We start from the raw sequence: 16,384 nt of genomic DNA, 5'->3' as shown, positions 1-16,384 counted from the left end.
CTTTTAAAATCATAACGGTTTTAATTCAAGAGTGCTTTGACCTTTACGAAATTAAAACCTTTTTGCATACTCTCCGGGGTGTTTCCCGCAAGTTTGTTTTTTCAAGGAGCTTTTTTTGTACGTCTGGAACGTTGACCCGGTCCTTGTCCACATCGGGCCTTTGCAGATACGCTATTACGGCGTCTGTTTCCTCGTCGGCCTTCTCGGCGGGTATCTCCTCTGGCGCTGGCAGATGCTGCGCGCCGGGCGCTCGGAAGAGGCGGCGGAGCGCATTCTGATGCCCGCCGTCCTCGCGGTTATCGTAGGCGCGAGGCTCGGTCACGTCATCTTTTACGAGCCCGGCTATTTTTTCTCCCACCCCGTGAGGATTCTGGCCTTCTGGGAGGGCGGCCTCGCCAGCCACGGCGCGGCTATCGCTCTCGTGATAACCCTCTGGTGGTATTCCCGCCGCGAAAAGATGAGCATGGAGGAGGTGGCTGACAGATTCAGTTTCTCCATCGCCTGGGCCGCGGCCTGGGTACGCATCGGCAATTTCATGAATTCGGAGATAGTCGGCAGGGTAACCGGCGTTTCCTGGGGGGTGAAGTTCCCGAGGTTCGATTACCTGTTGTCTCCCGAAAAGGTCCCCTACCGCCACCCCAGCCAGATTTACGAGGCCTTGATGGGCTTTCTCATCCTTTTCCTCCTCCTTCTTGCCGACAAACTCCTCGGAGGGGAGAAACGGCCGAGAGGGGTCATGATCTCCCTGTGCCTGATCCTCTACTTCTCGGGCCGCTTTCTGGTTGAATTCGTAAAGGAATACCAGGCCCTCTCACCCGAATCGTCTCCGCTGACGGAAGGCCAGTACCTCTCCATCCCCTTCATAATCGCGGGATTCGTATGGCTCTTCATTTCTCTTCGGAGAAACCTGGCGGCTTGATGCGAAGGCTGCTGGCCCTCGCCGTTCTTTTGGGCCTCCTGCCTTCCGGGGCGAAGGGAGCGGCTGTTTCGGTGCCGGTGTTCAATTCCGTCTCCGGGGAGTACCGCGAAGTTCTTGTCGAGCAGGGAGATACCCTCGATTACCTTAGCGCCCGTCACGGCGTCAAGGTCTCCTCTATCATGCGGGACAACTCCATCACCGACGTTAAAAAACTTCCCGCCGGAAAGATTCTGACGATAAACACCCGCAGGGTTGTTCCCTCCGTCAGCGGCAACGGTTTAGTGGCGGACATAGCCGGGGGCATGCTCTACCGCTTCGAGGGCGGACAGCTTCTCGGCCGTTACCCGGCGGGCTTCGGCGACCCGAAGAAGCAGACCCCCACCGGCGACTTCACGATCCTTTCCGCCGGGATATTTCCTGACCGCGCCTACCCCGGCTCCCGGGCGATTGAGCGGGAACGGGAATCCCTCTCCTCCCGGCGCCATTCCCCGCCGGACGAGGCGAACTCACTCGGCCCCTACTGGATTTCGCTCACCTCCTTCAATCTTTCCCTCCACGCGACCCCCTTCACCTCCACCATCGGAACCCACGAATCGGCGAAACACATACGGCTCGGGGCGGAAGACATGGAAAAGCTGGTCAGAATCGCCCGGCCGGGGATGGAACTTGTGTCGGTCTACCTTCAGACGAGACTGGCCCTGACTCCCGATGGCGCCATCTGGCTCGAAGCCCACCCCGACGTCTACGGACTTGGCGAGGCCGACGCGGAAGCGGTTATCCGCGCCCTCGGCGAGCTTTCCGTCGACGCGAACAGGACGGCCATAGGCAAGGTTCTCCGGGAAAAGAAGGGAGTGGCGGAGCTGGTGGGAAGGGTCTCTGGAAGCAGGCAGTCCCTCGGCCAGGAATTCGAGGAGAGCGAGAGCGCTACCTTCCGCTGCCTCGACTGCCCGCCGGGGGAGGACAGGCGCGTGACCCTCCAGCTCGCTGCGAAGGAGCCGATAGCGATCGACGGCGAATACCCCATTGAGGTGCTAAACGCCGCCGGCAACGTGGTCTTCACCTCCAGCACGCTGGGAACGCCGGTAAAGATGGCTCAGGGCGAGATTAGGAACTTCATCTGGGAGCTGACCGACACCCACGGCAGGCCGCTTCCGATGGGCCAGTACACCGTGCGGGCTCTCTTTCGTCCGAACGGAGGGGAGCCTACCGCCCTCAGCTTGCCTCTCTGGGCGGATCAGTGATTCTTTCGTAGAGAATTACTTCCCACTGGTTTTTTTCGGTGTCGTTCCGAAGTATGTACCTCGCTCCGTCCGCGCAGATTACCTTGAAATAGCGGTGAGAGCCGCCGTTCCACCTGTCCTCCAGCTTCTCGATGCGAAGGCTTCTCCCCCCCATCGCTATCGCCTTGGGCTCGCCCCGGCTGAGGTAGACGTCAACCTTCACCCTGCCCGCCCTTTCGCAGAAAAAGCCCCTCGCGAAGGATGGAGACTATCTCCTCGGTAAGCTGGCTTATGGTGAGCGCGCCGGTGGGTTTATACCACTGGTAGAGCCAGTTTATGTGGCCCAGAATCGAGAAGGCCGCGGTGGCGAGGTGGACCCTTCTTACCAACCCCTTGTCCATGCACTCGGTAAGGGTCTTTTCGTAAAGTTCGAGGATTTTACCCTGCGTCACGCGGGTACGTTCGGCCAGTTCGGAGCCGAGGCTCTTTTGCTCCTCGACGATAACCTTTATCTCCTCCAGATGCCCCTCCATGTAGCCTATCTGGAAGCGCACCATCGCTTCGAGGCCGTCCAGCGGGTCGGAATTTTTCGCCCGCTCCTCGCGAAGCCCCCTAAGGAGGCTTTCCCCCACGTCGTCGATGATGTGAAATAATATCTCTTCCTTGGACTTGAAGTAGTGGTAGATGGTGGCCTTGTTTATCCCCACGTCGGCTGCGAGATCGCGCAGGCTTGCCGCCTCGTAGCCGACGGTGCGGAAGAAACGCACGGCGGTGTCGAGAATCTGCTTTCTTCTGATCTCCGGACGCATACGGCGGCGCTGGCTCATCCGCTTCCTTCGCTGTTCAAGTCTGGAAAATACAAAAAGGCCGCCCTTTGAGGACGGCCTTCGCAACTAACCCTGGATTACTCTCGCCGAGCGGCCGCCGGTCTCGACGATGTCGCCGGGGCGAAGTTTTCTGCCCCTTCTCGTCTCCACCACGCCGTTGACCTTCACCTCTTCGCCCTGCACCAGCATCTTCGCCTCGCCTCCGCCCTGAGCGAGATCGGCGAGCTTCATGAACTGGTCGAGGCGGATGAATTCGGTGTCGATTCTGACTTCAAGAGTCATCGGCAACCCTAAAAACGGTACTCGACCTTGACGAGGCGCTTGAGGAGTATCGTAACGTCGTGGGTCGAGTCGTCGGGAGCGATGAAATAGTCGTCCAGAGTGCAGCGAAGGTCGAAGCCGAGCCGCCTGAAAGCCTTCACGAGGCCGATCTGGTCGAGCAGCACCTCGCCCTTGAGGAAGATGAGTCCCAGCCTGCGCGCAACCTCCTCCATCTCCAGAATCATCGCGCTGCCGAGCCCCTGCCCCCGAAAATCCTCCGCGAGGAGTATCCGAATCTCGCCCATGTGCCTTCCGGAGCCGGTGCCGAGGTGGAGCGAGCAATCGCCCACGATGCGATCCTCGACACAGGCCATGAGGGGCATGACCTTGTTAAAGTCGATGTTGTCGGTCCACCCTTTTATGACTTTCTTGTTTCGGATGTCGTCTTTGAGAAAAAGAGCCTCCGAATCGGGAATCGACTTGAAGAGGCCGGCGAGCTTGCCGGTATCCTCGGAGGTCATCGGGCGAAGGAGCACCCTCGTTCCGCTTTTGAGCTGTAGAATCTTACGGTGTACCGCGAAATTGAACATGCCCTTTTCCTTTGGATAAAATTCGCCGGAAGCTCTACTTCAAGTGCTCCAGGACGATATTCATAATCCTTCTTATCGGCTCCGCCGCGCCCCAGAGGAGCTGGTCGCCCACGGTGAAGGCCGCGAGATACTCCGGCCCCATCGTCATCTTTCTCACCCTGCCGACGGGCACAGTGAGGGTGCCGGTGACGGCGGCGGGAGTAAGCTCGGCCAGCGTCGCGGGCTTGTCGTTGGGCACGAACTTCACCCACTGGTTGTACGACTTAATGATACCCTCGATATCCGTAAGGGGCACGTCGCGGTTGAGCTTGATCGTCAGCGCCTGGCTGTGGCAGCGCATCGCGCCCACGCGCACGCACAGGCCGTCCACCGGGACGGGATTGGCCGAGCGGCCGAGAATCTTGTTGGTCTCGCTCTGCCCCTTCCACTCCTCGCGGGTCTGGCCGTTATCCACCAGCCTGTCGATCCACGGAATGAGGCTGCCCGCCAGCGGAGCTCCGAAATTCGCCGTCGGGCACTCGCCCGAGCGGAGGGCCGCCGTGAAGACCTTTTCGAGATCGAGAGCCGCCGTAGCGGGGTTTGGAATCATATCCCCGCCAGCCTTCGTCAGGTACGCCATCTGGCGGGCAAGCTCCAGCATGTTCTGGGCGCCCGCGCCGGAGGCCGCCTGATAGGTCATCGAAGACATCCACTCCACGAGCCCCTTCTCGAAGAGGCCGCCGAGCCCCATCAGCATCAGGCTCACGGTACAGTTGCCGCCGACGTAGTTCTTGACGCCGACGCGGAGCCCCTTGTCGATGACCGCGCGGTTGACGGGATCGAGCACGATGATCGCGTCGTCCTTCATGCGCAGGGTCGAAGCCGCGTCCAGCCAGTAACCCTTCCAGCCGCTCTTCCTAAGCTCCGGGTAGACCTTCTCGGTGTAGGAGCCGCCCTGACAGGTGACGATGACGTCGAGGGAGGAAAGAGTCTTCAGATCGAAAGCATCCGCCAGCGGCGGCGCGGCGATGCCCACCTCCGGAGCCGGAAACCCCACCTGCGAAGTCGAAAAGAAAACAGGCTCGAAGCCCTTAAAATCACCCTCGGCCATCATCCGGTCCATAAGCACCGAACCGACCATCCCGCGCCAACCCACGAACCCGACCCGCAACATGTCACAACTCCTTGGAGAAAGTAATAAAGATGGGCGCGTATTATTGCATCCCCAAGACCTCTCGGCAACCACTATTGACGAAAAACCTAAAGGCTCCTAATATTGGCGAGACTTTAAAAGCGTCGAGAGAGACCCGTATTCAAGGAGCCTCGCAGCGAAAGGCTCGATGACCAGGCGGGGATTATACGGCAAACTATTTCGGCGAAGGGCAAGGATCCCGCAGGACATAAAGATATACCCGGCGCGGCTTTGCGTATCCGGCGAGGAATCCCGCAGGGCGTGCGACGAAGACAAGGGTAGTATGGAGAGTTAAAAAGCGTCGCGAGAGACCCGTATTCAAGGAGCCGCGTAGCGAAAGGGCGAGACAGTAGCAGCGCTACGGCGAGACGACTTCGCTGAAGTTACGCGGCAAACTATTTCGGCGAAGGGCAAGGAGCCCGCAGGGAGCGCGACGAAGACAGTATCGGGAATACGGCGAGGAGCGCGACCGAGTAGCGACGCAGCCATTCGCCGAAAGAGGAAGCCGAAAAAAATTCGGAGGTGGCTAGGGCACTGGTGGCTCTCCCGGACTTCAAATCCGGTGTACGGCGTGAACAGCGTCGTAGGTGGGTTCGATTCCCATCCACTTCCGCCACTCAATAAAATCAAGGGGTTAGGCCGATAACGCCTAACCCCTTTTTTATCGTTATAAGTTTACAATAATCATCGGGGAGGACACCGGGGGGACAGGGGATATGAGAGATAAATTTTTTCCGCAGATATCAAACACAAAACGGCCCGCTGAAAAGCGGGCCGTTTTTTTTATAAAAAACCTATCTTGTAAAAAAATGATATTAAGTTTTAGTTGAATTTCCTTCTAACTTTATAAAACCGTAATCACGCCACCGATCTTTTACGAAATTATTAAACTCGTATCCATCTTCAAGCTCTAAATTATCGGCGTGATCAGTTATTATTATCTGTGGCTCTATTCCCGTTTCTTCAAAAGTTTTGTTACAAAACTTAACAAGTTGAAAATACAAATTTTGTACAGCCTTTATGTCTTCATCGACCTTTCGCTTTCTGCTATCTCCTTGTTTTTCTGCAATCGCCACTGCATCAAAATTTGGGCCAATGTCCAACACACTTGGAAAATAAACTTGGCTGGGCTGATCCAGAAAAAGTATAGAAGGAATTTTGCAGTTATTGCCAAGACCACAAAAATATTTATGAAGTGATAAAAATAGAGTTATATGACAATATAGCCAATTAGCGCCGCTTCCCATTGACCTCAAAAAAACTTTTTGCCCATTTTCTTTCTGGTGCCAAAGATCAAAAGTATCCAATGTAAATCTCAGTGCAATAGGCTGATAAGATTCTTCAAAATCAAAATTTAAACCAATTTGCGCCATAAATTCCTTTATCTCCTCCTCAGCTTATTTTAATTTGCTTTTAATATTATAAGTTTTAAGGATATAATTCTGTAACTTTGAAATTTTTTCTTTTATCTCATTAAGCGCAGTATCTAAGTCACTTGTATTTTTTTCAACCAAGCGCTCTAACGCCACTTCAATTTGTAATTTAGATTTTAGCGCTAACTCGTACTGAGAACGATATGTTTCTAGCTCTTTAATTTGTGTTTCTATCGCGTTAATTTCCTTATTAATAGCAATAATATTTTTGCGATATCCATCAATTTCTTTTTTTACCTTATTTTCTTCCTCTTCAAATGATTCGAGCATATATGGAGAAAGCCTTAATTCTTCATTTAACCAATTTATGGCTTCGTCTAGCCTATTGGCATAATAATCAATAGCATCATTGCTTGCATTACAAAATGGACATTCTGAAGCATAAATTTCTGCTGTTAGAGGGTACTTTACTCCAGCAGCATTACTTTCGTAACGTTTTGCGAATTTAATTGAAGACTGGATAGATTCCAATTTAATTTTGCTACTTCTCAATTTAGCCTCAAATTGATCCCTATCTTCAATATATTTTTTCAACTGGATTATCTGTTCATTTGAGTCCTGAAGGACAACTATTTTAAATTTCTTCAAACTATCTAGCGCCCTTTGAGGATGCCGCAATATTTCATCGACAGAACCAATACTAAAATTCGTGCCGCTTATTGATAAGTATTCTTGCAAAACTTTATTAATTTCATTTTTTGTATTTTCTCTTGCGAGCGCTATTTGTGGGATTTGTCGCTCTATAAGTCGCTGTTCCTCCATCAAAGTATTTAGTTCTTGATTCTTAAGAAAATAATCCTGATCAGCAAATCCCAAAAAAATCTTAAGATGTTCGATTGTTTGTTCTCGTTTTTCTTTTTCATCAAATCGATAAAATATTGCATGTTTATTAGCAATTAAATTTTGATGTTGCAGCATAAAGGAAGTAAAACTTCTTATTGATGGCGTTGGGCTTTTTTTACCACCACGATATTGCCTTTCAGATGTGTTCAAATCTACGTCAGTTATGTTTAAACCAAAACAGCGACCAATTTCTTTTTTATAATCAGGCAGCGGGATGAAATAATTTTCTGTAAAATATTCTTTCTTGAAAATTTTGGTTGATGCTACTAATTCATGGTCCGTCTCTTCTTTTATAAATCCGCTCGCATCTCCTCGCCTCCTAGCCAATATAACATTAGTATCTTTTATACAAATTACGGTGAAATATATTTCTGCATTATCAGTAATAACACCTTCTGGGACAGTAAAATCAGAGCTACCAAAACATAAATCGAAAATTTCTATCAAAGCACTTTTACCAGTTGAAGACTTACCAGTAATAACATTTACTCCAGAGGTCAAGCTAATAAAGTGGACTAAATTATCTTTATCCACCACACCAATATGTTTGATAAACGATTTCATAGCTCTTTAACTCCAAGTCTTCGATATACTGTTGGTATATCAAATTTACCTAATAGTTTGCCAAGATTTTTTGCAGCTTTTATGCTGTTTTCAGGACAAATATCATCGCTAAAATTTTTTTTAAAACTTACTGACAAATCGTTTTCAACACTTATCAACTCGCTATCTACCGAATATTGTATACAAGCGTTGGTAAGCTTGCGATAATTTGCTACACGTTCTTGAAGCCCATAAATATTTTTCCTATTCCTAGCTAGCGTATGCAGTGAGCTATTATTTCGAATATTTATTAAAAATCTTCTTGACTGAGATGGGAGAACAAGGGGAAAAACTAAATATGCCAAAACAAAGTTATTGACTCTAGACTCGACTGTTGAATAAAACGCTGGTATCAAAGCGGTTAAAATAAAGGGATTATTATTCAAAACTTTGATGTTTTGGACTGCGCTACTCATTTTATTCGAGTCTCCACTTCATATTTTTTTCAGCATCATCACAATTAATATGAATCACACCGTTGCAAAAACCACTCGGAATATCAGTAAAACCTGTAAATGATATTTGCGTATTCAAAAGCACTTCATCATAAAAATTCTTTGAATCTCTAATTACATCTGAAACATTTCTAGCCTTGAATCGGTACCGTGCCGTAAAATTTTTCAAAACCTCTTCTTCGTAAACATCATATCTAGATGGCTTTATATCGTAGTTTTTAAATTCATTTAGGATTGTATTAGTAGTACTAATATAATTATTTATAGCTTCAGGCACTACTTCATGATATTCTATTTCGTTAATTTTTTTAACGAACAATTTCTCCTTGCAACTTTCAACCTTATCTTGTTGAGGAAGAAGATCGAAATATTTCCTTGGAAAAATACGCGTGTCTCGACAATAGGTAGAAGTAAGCGTCCTTACCTTCTCTTCGAAGTTTTCATAAGTTATTTCCCATTTATTATCAACAATTATTGCCGGACTTACCAAAAACCCCATCAAAGAATTTACAAAATCGTCTTTCTTTCTTACCAAAATGCCTTTAAGATTTTTTTGTTTTATTTCTTCTAGTAAATTACTTAACGACGGCGAATTGGCATCAATAAACACCTTTCCAATTACTCTTTTTAATTTATCTGGATCACAAGAAAACAGTTTCCTTTGTTTAATAAGAGATTGAGACGGCTCCTTTTCTCCACTAGCAATAAACCTGCTTTCTGAATCTGACTTTATTTCCTCTAAAATTGATATTCTTCTATTCACACTAGCTTCATTCCATTCGGCGAGCTTAGTTTTGCTCCCATAGCTCTGAGTTGTTACCAATACTAACGATGAATAACCTGATTCATCGAAAGAACTATCCATCCAATTGCAAAGTGTTTTCCAAAAGTTAATATGATTATCAGTTAATGGGTCGGAATAGCATTTAATTTCAAATTGTTCACGCCCATAAACAGTAACATCACCTAATATTTCGATCAAAACCCTCTGCGCTGAAAGCATTTCAAAACATTTCGCAAGTGCAATATAGAATTGATAAACAGTTCCCGCTGAAGAAGCACTGGCACTAGATGAAACTGGTGAGTCGTCCAATTTATCGTTCTCCACCTTAAAAATATAAAATACCGCATTCAACCTTGGTTTTTTCCAAAATACTCTTTTGTGGTTATAAATTTCAAGTTTTTTTGGCTTGGTCATTTTCGCCAGTTTTTGAGTTTACATTTCAACGTGGGAACAGCTTGCACCCATTAAAAAAAAGTTGTATCGGGCCATATTCTGGCCTATATTTAGGCTGTGAAATAAACCTCTCAGAGGAATCAGGTCATGGCAGCTATCCACGTTTCAGAAGATATTGTTTCCCTTTCGGATTTCAAAAACAACGCCTCGAAGATGATTCGGCAGGTGCAAGCGTCGCACCGCCCCGTTGTCATTACGCAAAACGGCAAGGCCGCTGGTGTGCTCATCTCGCCTGCCGAGTTTGACCAGCTCACGGAAAGGGCAAGGTTCGTTTCCGCCGTTGAAGCGGGTCTTGCCGATGTTAAAGCTGGCAGGGTTGTTGACGATGAAGACCTGAGGGGGCATCTGGATGAAGCTCTCTTGGACTAGTCGGGCCATAAGCGACCTTAACGAGATAGGCCGCTACATCGCCGCCGACAACCCACCTGCCGCGAAGCGGTTTGTCTCCAAGCTTCGCCAGAAGGCTAAGGAGGCGCTGGACGCGCCGCTGTCTAACCGGATGGTGCCGGAACTGTCAAGGGAGGACGTGCGCGAGGCGTTGGAGGGGAATTACCGGATCGTCTACCAGATCACCACCGACAAATTGACGGTGCTAACCGTTTTCGAGGGCCACAAACTACTTCGGCCCTAACCCTATTTCTCCTGATGTGCGTAAACCCTGCACATCTCGGAACAGAATCGCTTTCGCCCCTTCCTCTGGACGGCGACGAATTTTCCGCATCTGTCGCAAAAAATTTAATATGCTATTCTGATAAAAGTGAAAAAATTCGAGATTTTGGAGGGGGGACATGTTTTTTGCTCACTCGACCGACCGCCCGGACAAATCCGATTGGCAACCGCTTGAAAAACACCTTAGCAACGTTGCCGATATGGCGTCGGTTTTTGCAGGAAAACTCGGCGTTCCCTCATTGGGCGAGATATGCGGTTTGCTCCATGACTTAGGAAAATACAGCGAGGAGTTTCAGGACTATCTTAAGTCAGCAGGCGGCGTGCTGAGCCCTGGCGACGCTAAATATGTTGATGCAAGCAAACGAAAAGGGAAGATTGACCACTCTTCGGCAGGCGCTCAATATCTTTGGGAAGTTTTAAAGCAAAAAGAGCCTCCCTCCCATTTGGCTGGTCAGATATTGGCGCTCTGCATAGCCTCCCATCATTCCGGTTTAATTGATTGTCTTTCACCAGATGGTAATGATGCGTTTAATAGCCGCATTGGAAAAGACAAGCACAAAACACATACCGATGAAGTCATCCCCAAGCTAGATGTGTCGATCCAGGACCATGTCAACGCCCTGCTATCGTCTCAAGACATGGAAAAGGAACTATCCCAACGACTTGAAATATTATTAAAAGGTGAAAAATCACTCAAAATAAAACAATTCATGCTTGGTTTTCTAACCCGTTTTTTATTCAGTGCTTTGATTGATGCGGATCGTTTGGACTCTGCAGGGCGTAAACCGGCGGGCAAGCCCGAATGGACATTGCTGATCGAGAAACTTGAAGCACATCTTGCAACCTTCAAGACAAGAAACCCAATCGATGAGATTCGGGCCGACATATCAGCAAAGTGCCTGAATTTCGCACCCAGCGCACAAGGGCTTTACCAGCTTTCGGTTCCCACCGGCGGAGGAAAAACGCTGTCGAGCCTCCGCTTCGCCCTCCACCATGCCCAATACCACAAAATGGAACGCATCATATATGTGGTTCCATATACCTCTATCATAGACCAGAACGCCAGCGTTGCCCGCTCTGTTTTCGCTTCTATCGAAGAAAGTGGCAGGATGGTCGTTCTGGAACATCATTCAAACCTCACACCGGAAAAGGATACGGAACAGAGCAAAATCCTTTCCGAAAACTGGGATGCACCGATAGTTTACACAACGGCAGTGCAATTTCTTGAAACTCTTTTTTCGGACGGCACTCGCGGCGCCCGCCGTATGCATCAATTGGCTAACGCAGTCATAATATTTGACGAGATCCAGACTCTTCCGATACGAATGGTTCACATTTTCAACAATGCAATAAATTTTCTGGTGGAAAACTGCAACTCAACAGCCGTTTTTTGTACGGCGACCCAACCATTGCTGGATAAGGTTGATCCAGACAAAGGGGTCGCAAAACTCTCTGCTTGCCCCCGGATCATATCTTCCGAAGAAGAGGACCGCTTTAGGCGATTGAACAGAGTCACCATTGAAGACCTCTGTAAGCCTGAAAAATGGTGTGCTGATGAAGTTGCGGAACTGGCGTTAAAATTGCTGGGCGAAACCGGAAGTGTTTTGATTGTCGTCAACATGAAAAAACAGGCCCGGAAATTGTTTCAGCTTTTAAACGGGCGGGCGGAACAGGTTTTTCACCTGAGTACAAGTATGTGTCCGGCTCACCGAACAAACGTTATCGATGCAATAAAGAAGCTCCTGGACCCGGACAATCCCAAGCCCGTTATCTGCATAAGCACCCAGCTTATCGAAGCTGGGGTGGATATTGATTTCGGCTCGGTAATTCGCTATCTGGCTGGCCTTGATTCCATCGCCCAAGCGGCTGGTCGTTGCAATCGTAACGGAGGGCGTCCGACCGGGAAGGTTCTGATAGTAAACCCGGAAAACGAGAATCTGGACAAACTCCCGGATATCCGGGAAGCCAAAGAAAAGGCTGAAAGAGTGCTACGCGAGTTTAAGGCCAACCCGGAGTTATTCGATTCCGACCGCCAGAGCCCGGCGATAATGAACCATTATTACGAATACTACTTTTACGGAAGATCCCACGAAATGGCATTTCCCGTCTCGGGGAAAAACCTGGGCGTAAAGACGGATATTCTTTCCTTGCTCTCCACGAATGAGAAAGCGGTTGCCGCTTATCACCGCGCCCATAATGAACTCCCTCCATTCCTTCTTCACCAGTCGTTCATGACTGCGGCCAAAGAGTTCGAGGTCATTGATTCGGAGACGGAAGGCGTCATAGTGTACTATGGGGAAGAAGGAACCAGAATAATCGGTGAGCTATGCGCCGCCTCATCTCACCAGGAAAAACGTCGCCTTTTAAAAGAAGCACAACGGTATTCGGTCAATATGTTCCCAAGTGAAATCAAGATGTTGAAGGAAAAACGCGCTTTGATCGAAGTTTGGGAGGGTAGTGAAATCTTTTACCTCGGCGAGAGGTATTACAGTGAACAATTCGGAGCAAGCACCGACGAAGTCGCAGATCTGAAGATATACAGATTTTGACGGGAGATAATTCATGAGGAACATAATTGAGTTCAAGATAACGGGACGCTACGCCCTCTTTACCGACCCACTGACACGGATCGGAGGGGAAAAATGCTCTTACCACATTCCTACCTATGAAGCTCTAAAGGGTATAGCGAAGTCAGTTTACTGGAAACCGACCTTTACCTGGGTTATCGACAAAGTGCGGGTAATGCGCCCGATACGCACGCAGTCCAAGAGTGTCAAGCCTCTGGAATATGGAGGCGGTAATTCACTCGCAATATATACATATCTCTCGGATGTCGAATATCAGGTTCAGGCTCACTTCGAGTGGAATCCTTACCGCCCTGACTTGGAAAAGGATCGTTGTGACGGGAAGCATTGGAGCATCGTCCAGAGGATGGTCGAAAAGGGAGGGCGGCAGGATATCTTTTTAGGCTCCCGCGAGTGTCAGGGCTATGTGGAGCCTTGCGAATTCGGCGAAGGCGAAGGGGAGTACGACGGCGGCGGAGAACTCGCTTACGGACTTATGTTCCACGGCTTCGACTACCCGGACGAAACCGGGATTAACGAACTCCACAGCCGGTTCTGGAGACCGGTAATGGTTAACGGGGTAATAGAGTTCTCTCGCCCTGAGGATTGCGCGATTAGAAAGTTCGTCAGGGAAATGATTCCCGACCCGCCGAAATCAGTCGGGCTGGAAGAGGAGGGACTACTCGATGAGCTGGATTGAAAAGCTTTATCAAACCTACGAGAACAACACAGGCGCGATTGGGGATCGGAACGATAAAATTCCTTTGTTGCCGATTTGTCATACAACGCAAAAGGCACACATAACAATCACGATAGACGCAGACGGAAACTTCCTCGGAGCTTCGGTAGTACCCAAAACAGATTCGAGAACCATAATTCCAGCAACCGAAGAATCGGCAGGAAGAAGCGGAAAAAAACCCGCCTGTTTTCCGCTCTGCGATAAGCTTCAATATCTAGCCGGAGACTTTATTGAGTTCGGGGGAGAAGTTACATCTGGTTTTGCCAATAAACCCGAAGAACCATACGAAAACTACAAAAAGCTGTTATCCGGGTGGTGCACGTCGGGTTACAGCCATCAAAAAGTCTGTGCTGTATTGAGATATATCGAAAGGAAACAGGTTATATCAGATCTTGTGAAGGCAACGGTTCTTTACACGGATGAGACAAAGAAGATGATCAATGAGTGGCCTGATAAAGAGGCCCCTGATATTTTTAAACTCTTGTCCGGCGGGTATGACAACAAAGGGAACCCTAAACCGTGGCAGGCGGATGCCTTCATACGATGGAGCGTAGAAATTCCCGGTGATCCCCTGTCAGAGGTCTGGTTGGACAAAGAACTGTGGAAATCCTGGGAAAATTACTATGGAAGCCGTGAGGCCCGGCGAGGAATATGTTTCGTTACGGGAATTGAAAGCGATTTGTCCGAACAACATCCAGCGAAAATCCGGAATGACGGAGACAAGGCAAAGCTGATTTCGTCCAACGATAGTTCAGGCTTTACCTTCCGGGGCCGTTTCTCCACCGCTGATGAAGCCTGCGGCGTCGGTTTTCAAGTCACGCAAAAGGCCCACAGCGCCCTTAGGTGGCTTATCGCCCGGCAAGGGAGCAGGGATGGAGATCTGGCAGTTGTTGCCTGGGCGGTTTCCGGAGTGGCTGTCCCTAATCCGCTTTTAGACTCCTACTCCTTTTCGTTCGGGAATGATGAGGAAAAGAAAATCCAAGAGAGCGTATATACCGCCGAAGAAGTTGGAAATGCCCTCGCAAAAAAGATAGCCGGTTATCGCTCAAAACTCGGTTCCACAAAAGATGTTGTTGTTATGGCACTGGATTCGGCAACTCCCGGACGCATGGCGATCAGCTATTACCGTGAACTTACGGGTTCAGAGTTCCTTGCCCGCATAGAAACTTGGCACAGGGAGTGTATTTGGCGTCTAAATTTTGGTTTAGACCCCGGAGACAAACGGCCCCGGAAAGAACGCAAATCACGCATTTTCATTGGTGCCCCTGCTCCACGGGATGTCGCGGAAACAGCGTATGGCAGGAGAATCGACGATAAATTGCGAAAAGCCACTATAAAGCGTCTTCTGCCGTGCATCATCGACGGTGCACCGCTCCCGCGCGATCTGGTTGAATCATGCGTCAGGCGGGCGAGCAATCGAAACGGTATCGGACACTGGGAATGGGAAAAGGCTCTTGGAATAGCATGTGCGCTTTTCAAATATTGTCATAAGGAAAGGAGCTATCAAATGTCGCTGGAGCGGGAAAGAAAAACCAGAGATTACCTTTACGGGCGGCTACTCGCGCTCGCGGAGAATTTGGAAAGTCTTGCGCTTTATTTGGGCGGAGAGCCAAGATCAACAAGCGCTGAAAAGCTTATGCAACGTTTTGCTGACAGGCCCTTCACCACATGGCGCATTATCGAAACCGGTTTGACGCCTTACAAGGTCAGATTGAGCGCCAAACGCCCCGGCTTTCTTTACAACATTCAGCGCGAAATTGATGAGGTAATCAACTCTTTTGCGATTGATGATTTTACGTCCGATAAGTCTCTCTCCGGAGAATTCCTTCTCGGCTATCACTGTCAGCGGAGTGCGTTGCACACTTCCAAAGGACAGGTGGAGGGTCAGGAGGAAACCGTTGCCGATGACGATAATGAAGAATAACCGCTGAAATTCAGCTGAAAAAAGGAGATTGTCATGAGTCTGAAAAACAAAATCGATTTTGCAGTAGTTTTCAGGGTTACGAACGCAAACCCCAACGGCGACCCATTGAACGGCAACCGGCCCCGCTCCACATATGAAGGCTTGGGCGAAATTACAGACGTTTGTTTAAAGCGTAAGATACGCAACCGGCTGATGGAAGGCGGAAAGGCAATCTTTGTTCAATCAGACGACAACAAGCTTGATGATCACGTTAGTTTGAAGTCTCGTGCGGATGCAGTGCTTTCCGGAATCAAATTACCGAAAGAAATAGCTAAAAAAGCGTGCGAAACCTGGCTTGACGTGCGGACTTTCGGTCAACTTTTCGCTTTCAAGGCCAAAAACGATAAGAAGAGCAAGGGCAAGGAAGGTGAAGAGGCAGGCGATGACAAAGGCGTTTCAATAGGCATACGAGGACCTGTCAGCCTGCAGTCTGCGTTCAGCCTTTCACCTGTCAGTATTACCAGCACACAGATAACCAAAAGCGTTAGCAGCGAAGGTGATGGAACCAAGCGAGGATCAGATACGATGGGTATGAAGCACCGCGTCGATCTTGGAATTTACGCTTTTTTCGGCAGCATGAATCCTCAACTCGCCGTTAGAACCGGATTCAGTGATGAAGACGCGCTTTCAATCAAGGCTGTTTTGCCTCGCATTTTTGAAAATGATGCGTCTTCTGCCCGCCCCGAGGGCAGTATGGAAGTCCTCAAAGTAGTATGGTGGCAACACAACTCCCCAAGCGGGCAGGCCTCCTCTGCAAAGGTTCACAGAAGCTTGACTGTCCGCGAAACTGGTGATTTGCAAAACCTGCTAGCATTTGAACCCGGCAAAGGGCCGAATGACACTGCCGGAAACTGGCCCACGCCTGAAATTATAGACGGCGTGTAGAAACG

At 49.0% G+C, this 16,384-nt stretch carries 17 protein-coding genes and 1 tRNA gene; 9 read left to right on the top strand and 9 right to left on the bottom strand.

Translation table 11 applies throughout. The features are described from left to right. The first annotated feature begins 115 nt into the window (after positions 1–115). The gene (gene lgt, locus EPN96_08820) at positions 116–919 is read left to right on the top strand and encodes a prolipoprotein diacylglyceryl transferase (protein TAL16534.1); all 804 of its coding nucleotides are present in this window, start codon (positions 116–118) and stop codon (positions 917–919) included. Next, complete coding sequence (locus tag EPN96_08815) at positions 880–2,160, top strand: hypothetical protein (protein TAL16533.1); 1,281 nt, start codon at positions 880–882, stop codon at positions 2,158–2,160. The genes lgt and EPN96_08815 overlap by 40 nt, the downstream gene beginning before the upstream one ends. Here EPN96_08815 and EPN96_08810 read toward each other — a convergent pair. From EPN96_08810 to asd, 5 genes are all read right to left on the bottom strand, one after another. Further along, a complete protein-coding gene (locus EPN96_08810) occupies positions 2,132–2,362 on the bottom strand; it encodes a hypothetical protein (protein TAL16532.1) in 231 nt (76 codons plus the stop codon). The genes EPN96_08815 and EPN96_08810 overlap by 29 nt on opposite strands. Continuing rightward, a complete protein-coding gene (locus tag EPN96_08805) occupies positions 2,352–2,966 on the bottom strand; it encodes a TetR/AcrR family transcriptional regulator (GenBank protein TAL16531.1) in 615 nt (204 codons plus the stop codon). Before EPN96_08805 ends, EPN96_08810 begins: the two co-directional genes overlap by 11 nt. A 66-nt stretch (positions 2,967–3,032) precedes the next feature. Beyond that, a complete protein-coding gene (locus EPN96_08800; GenBank protein ID TAL16530.1) occupies positions 3,033–3,248 on the bottom strand; it encodes an RNA-binding S4 domain-containing protein in 216 nt (71 codons plus the stop codon). Between the two features lie 8 nt (positions 3,249–3,256). Further along, entirely contained in the window at positions 3,257–3,817 is a 561-nt protein-coding gene (locus tag EPN96_08795; protein ID TAL16529.1) for a GNAT family N-acetyltransferase, read from the bottom strand. A gap of 34 nt (positions 3,818–3,851) precedes the next feature. Then, complete coding sequence (asd, locus tag EPN96_08790) at positions 3,852–4,970, bottom strand: aspartate-semialdehyde dehydrogenase (protein TAL16528.1); 1,119 nt, start codon at positions 4,968–4,970, stop codon at positions 3,852–3,854. A gap of 536 nt (positions 4,971–5,506) precedes the next feature. Between asd and EPN96_08785 the strand changes: the two genes are divergently transcribed. After that, positions 5,507–5,604 (top strand) — tRNA-Sec (locus EPN96_08785). A 199-nt stretch (positions 5,605–5,803) separates the two neighbouring features. On the opposite strand, the gene EPN96_08780 is transcribed toward EPN96_08785, so the two are convergent. The 4 genes from EPN96_08780 to EPN96_08765 are packed head-to-tail and all read right to left on the bottom strand — an operon-like array spanning position 5,804 to position 9,520. After that, positions 5,804–6,361, bottom strand: a complete 558-nt coding sequence (locus EPN96_08780; protein ID TAL16527.1) for a DUF3732 domain-containing protein — start codon at positions 6,359–6,361, stop codon at positions 5,804–5,806. 24 nt (positions 6,362–6,385) lie between these two features. Then, positions 6,386–7,828, bottom strand: a complete 1,443-nt coding sequence (locus EPN96_08775) for a hypothetical protein (protein TAL16526.1) — start codon at positions 7,826–7,828, stop codon at positions 6,386–6,388. Beyond that, complete coding sequence (locus EPN96_08770; protein TAL16525.1) at positions 7,825–8,283, bottom strand: hypothetical protein; 459 nt, start codon at positions 8,281–8,283, stop codon at positions 7,825–7,827. Before EPN96_08770 ends, EPN96_08775 begins: the two co-directional genes overlap by 4 nt. A 1-nt stretch (position 8,284) precedes the next feature. After that, on the bottom strand, positions 8,285–9,520 hold the full coding sequence (locus EPN96_08765; GenBank protein ID TAL16524.1) for a hypothetical protein: 1,236 nt from the start codon (positions 9,518–9,520) through the stop codon (positions 8,285–8,287). Between the two features lie 126 nt (positions 9,521–9,646). On the opposite strand from EPN96_08765, the gene EPN96_08760 reads away from it, so the two are divergent. From EPN96_08760 to cas7c, 6 genes are all read left to right on the top strand, one after another. Beyond that, positions 9,647–9,928 carry a type II toxin-antitoxin system Phd/YefM family antitoxin gene (locus EPN96_08760; GenBank protein TAL16523.1) on the top strand — a complete coding sequence of 94 codons (282 nt, stop codon included), beginning with the start codon at positions 9,647–9,649 and terminating at the stop codon, positions 9,926–9,928. Beyond that, positions 9,909–10,190: a type II toxin-antitoxin system RelE/ParE family toxin gene (locus tag EPN96_08755; protein TAL16522.1), complete on the top strand. Its 282-nt coding sequence runs from the start codon at positions 9,909–9,911 to the stop codon at positions 10,188–10,190. The genes EPN96_08760 and EPN96_08755 overlap by 20 nt, the downstream gene beginning before the upstream one ends. Before the next feature lie 157 nt (positions 10,191–10,347). Beyond that, positions 10,348–12,777: a CRISPR-associated endonuclease Cas3'' gene (locus EPN96_08750; GenBank protein TAL16521.1), complete on the top strand. Its 2,430-nt coding sequence runs from the start codon at positions 10,348–10,350 to the stop codon at positions 12,775–12,777. 13 nt (positions 12,778–12,790) lie between these two features. Further along, positions 12,791–13,492, top strand: coding sequence for a type I-C CRISPR-associated protein Cas5 (gene cas5c, locus EPN96_08745; protein ID TAL16520.1), 702 nt, complete (start codon positions 12,791–12,793; stop codon positions 13,490–13,492). Then, positions 13,479–15,455, top strand: coding sequence for a type I-C CRISPR-associated protein Cas8c/Csd1 (cas8c, locus tag EPN96_08740; GenBank protein TAL16519.1), 1,977 nt, complete (start codon positions 13,479–13,481; stop codon positions 15,453–15,455). Before cas5c ends, cas8c begins: the two co-directional genes overlap by 14 nt. Before the next feature lie 33 nt (positions 15,456–15,488). After that, positions 15,489–16,379 carry a type I-C CRISPR-associated protein Cas7/Csd2 gene (gene cas7c / locus EPN96_08735; protein TAL16518.1) on the top strand — a complete coding sequence of 297 codons (891 nt, stop codon included), beginning with the start codon at positions 15,489–15,491 and terminating at the stop codon, positions 16,377–16,379. Positions 16,380–16,384 lie beyond the last annotated feature (5 nt).

It is taken from the genome of bacterium (genome assembly GCA_004322275.1).
Taxonomy (GTDB): Bacteria; Desulfobacterota; Deferrisomatia; order Deferrisomatales; family BM512; genus SCTA01.
The sequence above is the reverse complement of the archived record's forward strand: the minus strand, read 5'-3'. Positions and strand labels throughout refer to the sequence as shown.

Bases quoted from the DNA above. Each gene is read 5' to 3' on its own strand.
- EPN96_08815 (TAL16533.1), top strand. From the start codon at position 880: ATGGCTCTTCATTTCTCTTCGGAGAAACCTGGCGGCTTGATGCGAAGG.
- EPN96_08770 (TAL16525.1), bottom strand. From the start codon at position 8,283: ATGAGTAGCGCAGTCCAAAACATCAAAGTTTTGAATAATAATCCCTTT.
- EPN96_08805 (TAL16531.1), bottom strand. From the start codon at position 2,966: ATGAGCCAGCGCCGCCGTATGCGTCCGGAGATCAGAAGAAAGCAGATT.
- EPN96_08795 (TAL16529.1), bottom strand. From the start codon at position 3,817: ATGTTCAATTTCGCGGTACACCGTAAGATTCTACAGCTCAAAAGCGGA.
- cas7c (TAL16518.1), top strand. From the start codon at position 15,489: ATGAGTCTGAAAAACAAAATCGATTTTGCAGTAGTTTTCAGGGTTACG.
- EPN96_08750 (TAL16521.1), top strand. From the start codon at position 10,348: ATGTTTTTTGCTCACTCGACCGACCGCCCGGACAAATCCGATTGGCAA.
- EPN96_08755 (TAL16522.1), top strand. From the start codon at position 9,909: ATGAAGCTCTCTTGGACTAGTCGGGCCATAAGCGACCTTAACGAGATA.
- cas8c (TAL16519.1), top strand. From the start codon at position 13,479: ATGAGCTGGATTGAAAAGCTTTATCAAACCTACGAGAACAACACAGGC.
- EPN96_08780 (TAL16527.1), bottom strand. From the start codon at position 6,361: ATGGCGCAAATTGGTTTAAATTTTGATTTTGAAGAATCTTATCAGCCT.
- EPN96_08760 (TAL16523.1), top strand. From the start codon at position 9,647: ATGGCAGCTATCCACGTTTCAGAAGATATTGTTTCCCTTTCGGATTTC.
- cas5c (TAL16520.1), top strand. From the start codon at position 12,791: ATGAGGAACATAATTGAGTTCAAGATAACGGGACGCTACGCCCTCTTT.
- EPN96_08800 (TAL16530.1), bottom strand. From the start codon at position 3,248: ATGACTCTTGAAGTCAGAATCGACACCGAATTCATCCGCCTCGACCAG.
- EPN96_08765 (TAL16524.1), bottom strand. From the start codon at position 9,520: ATGACCAAGCCAAAAAAACTTGAAATTTATAACCACAAAAGAGTATTT.
- asd (TAL16528.1), bottom strand. From the start codon at position 4,970: ATGTTGCGGGTCGGGTTCGTGGGTTGGCGCGGGATGGTCGGTTCGGTG.
- EPN96_08775 (TAL16526.1), bottom strand. From the start codon at position 7,828: ATGAAATCGTTTATCAAACATATTGGTGTGGTGGATAAAGATAATTTA.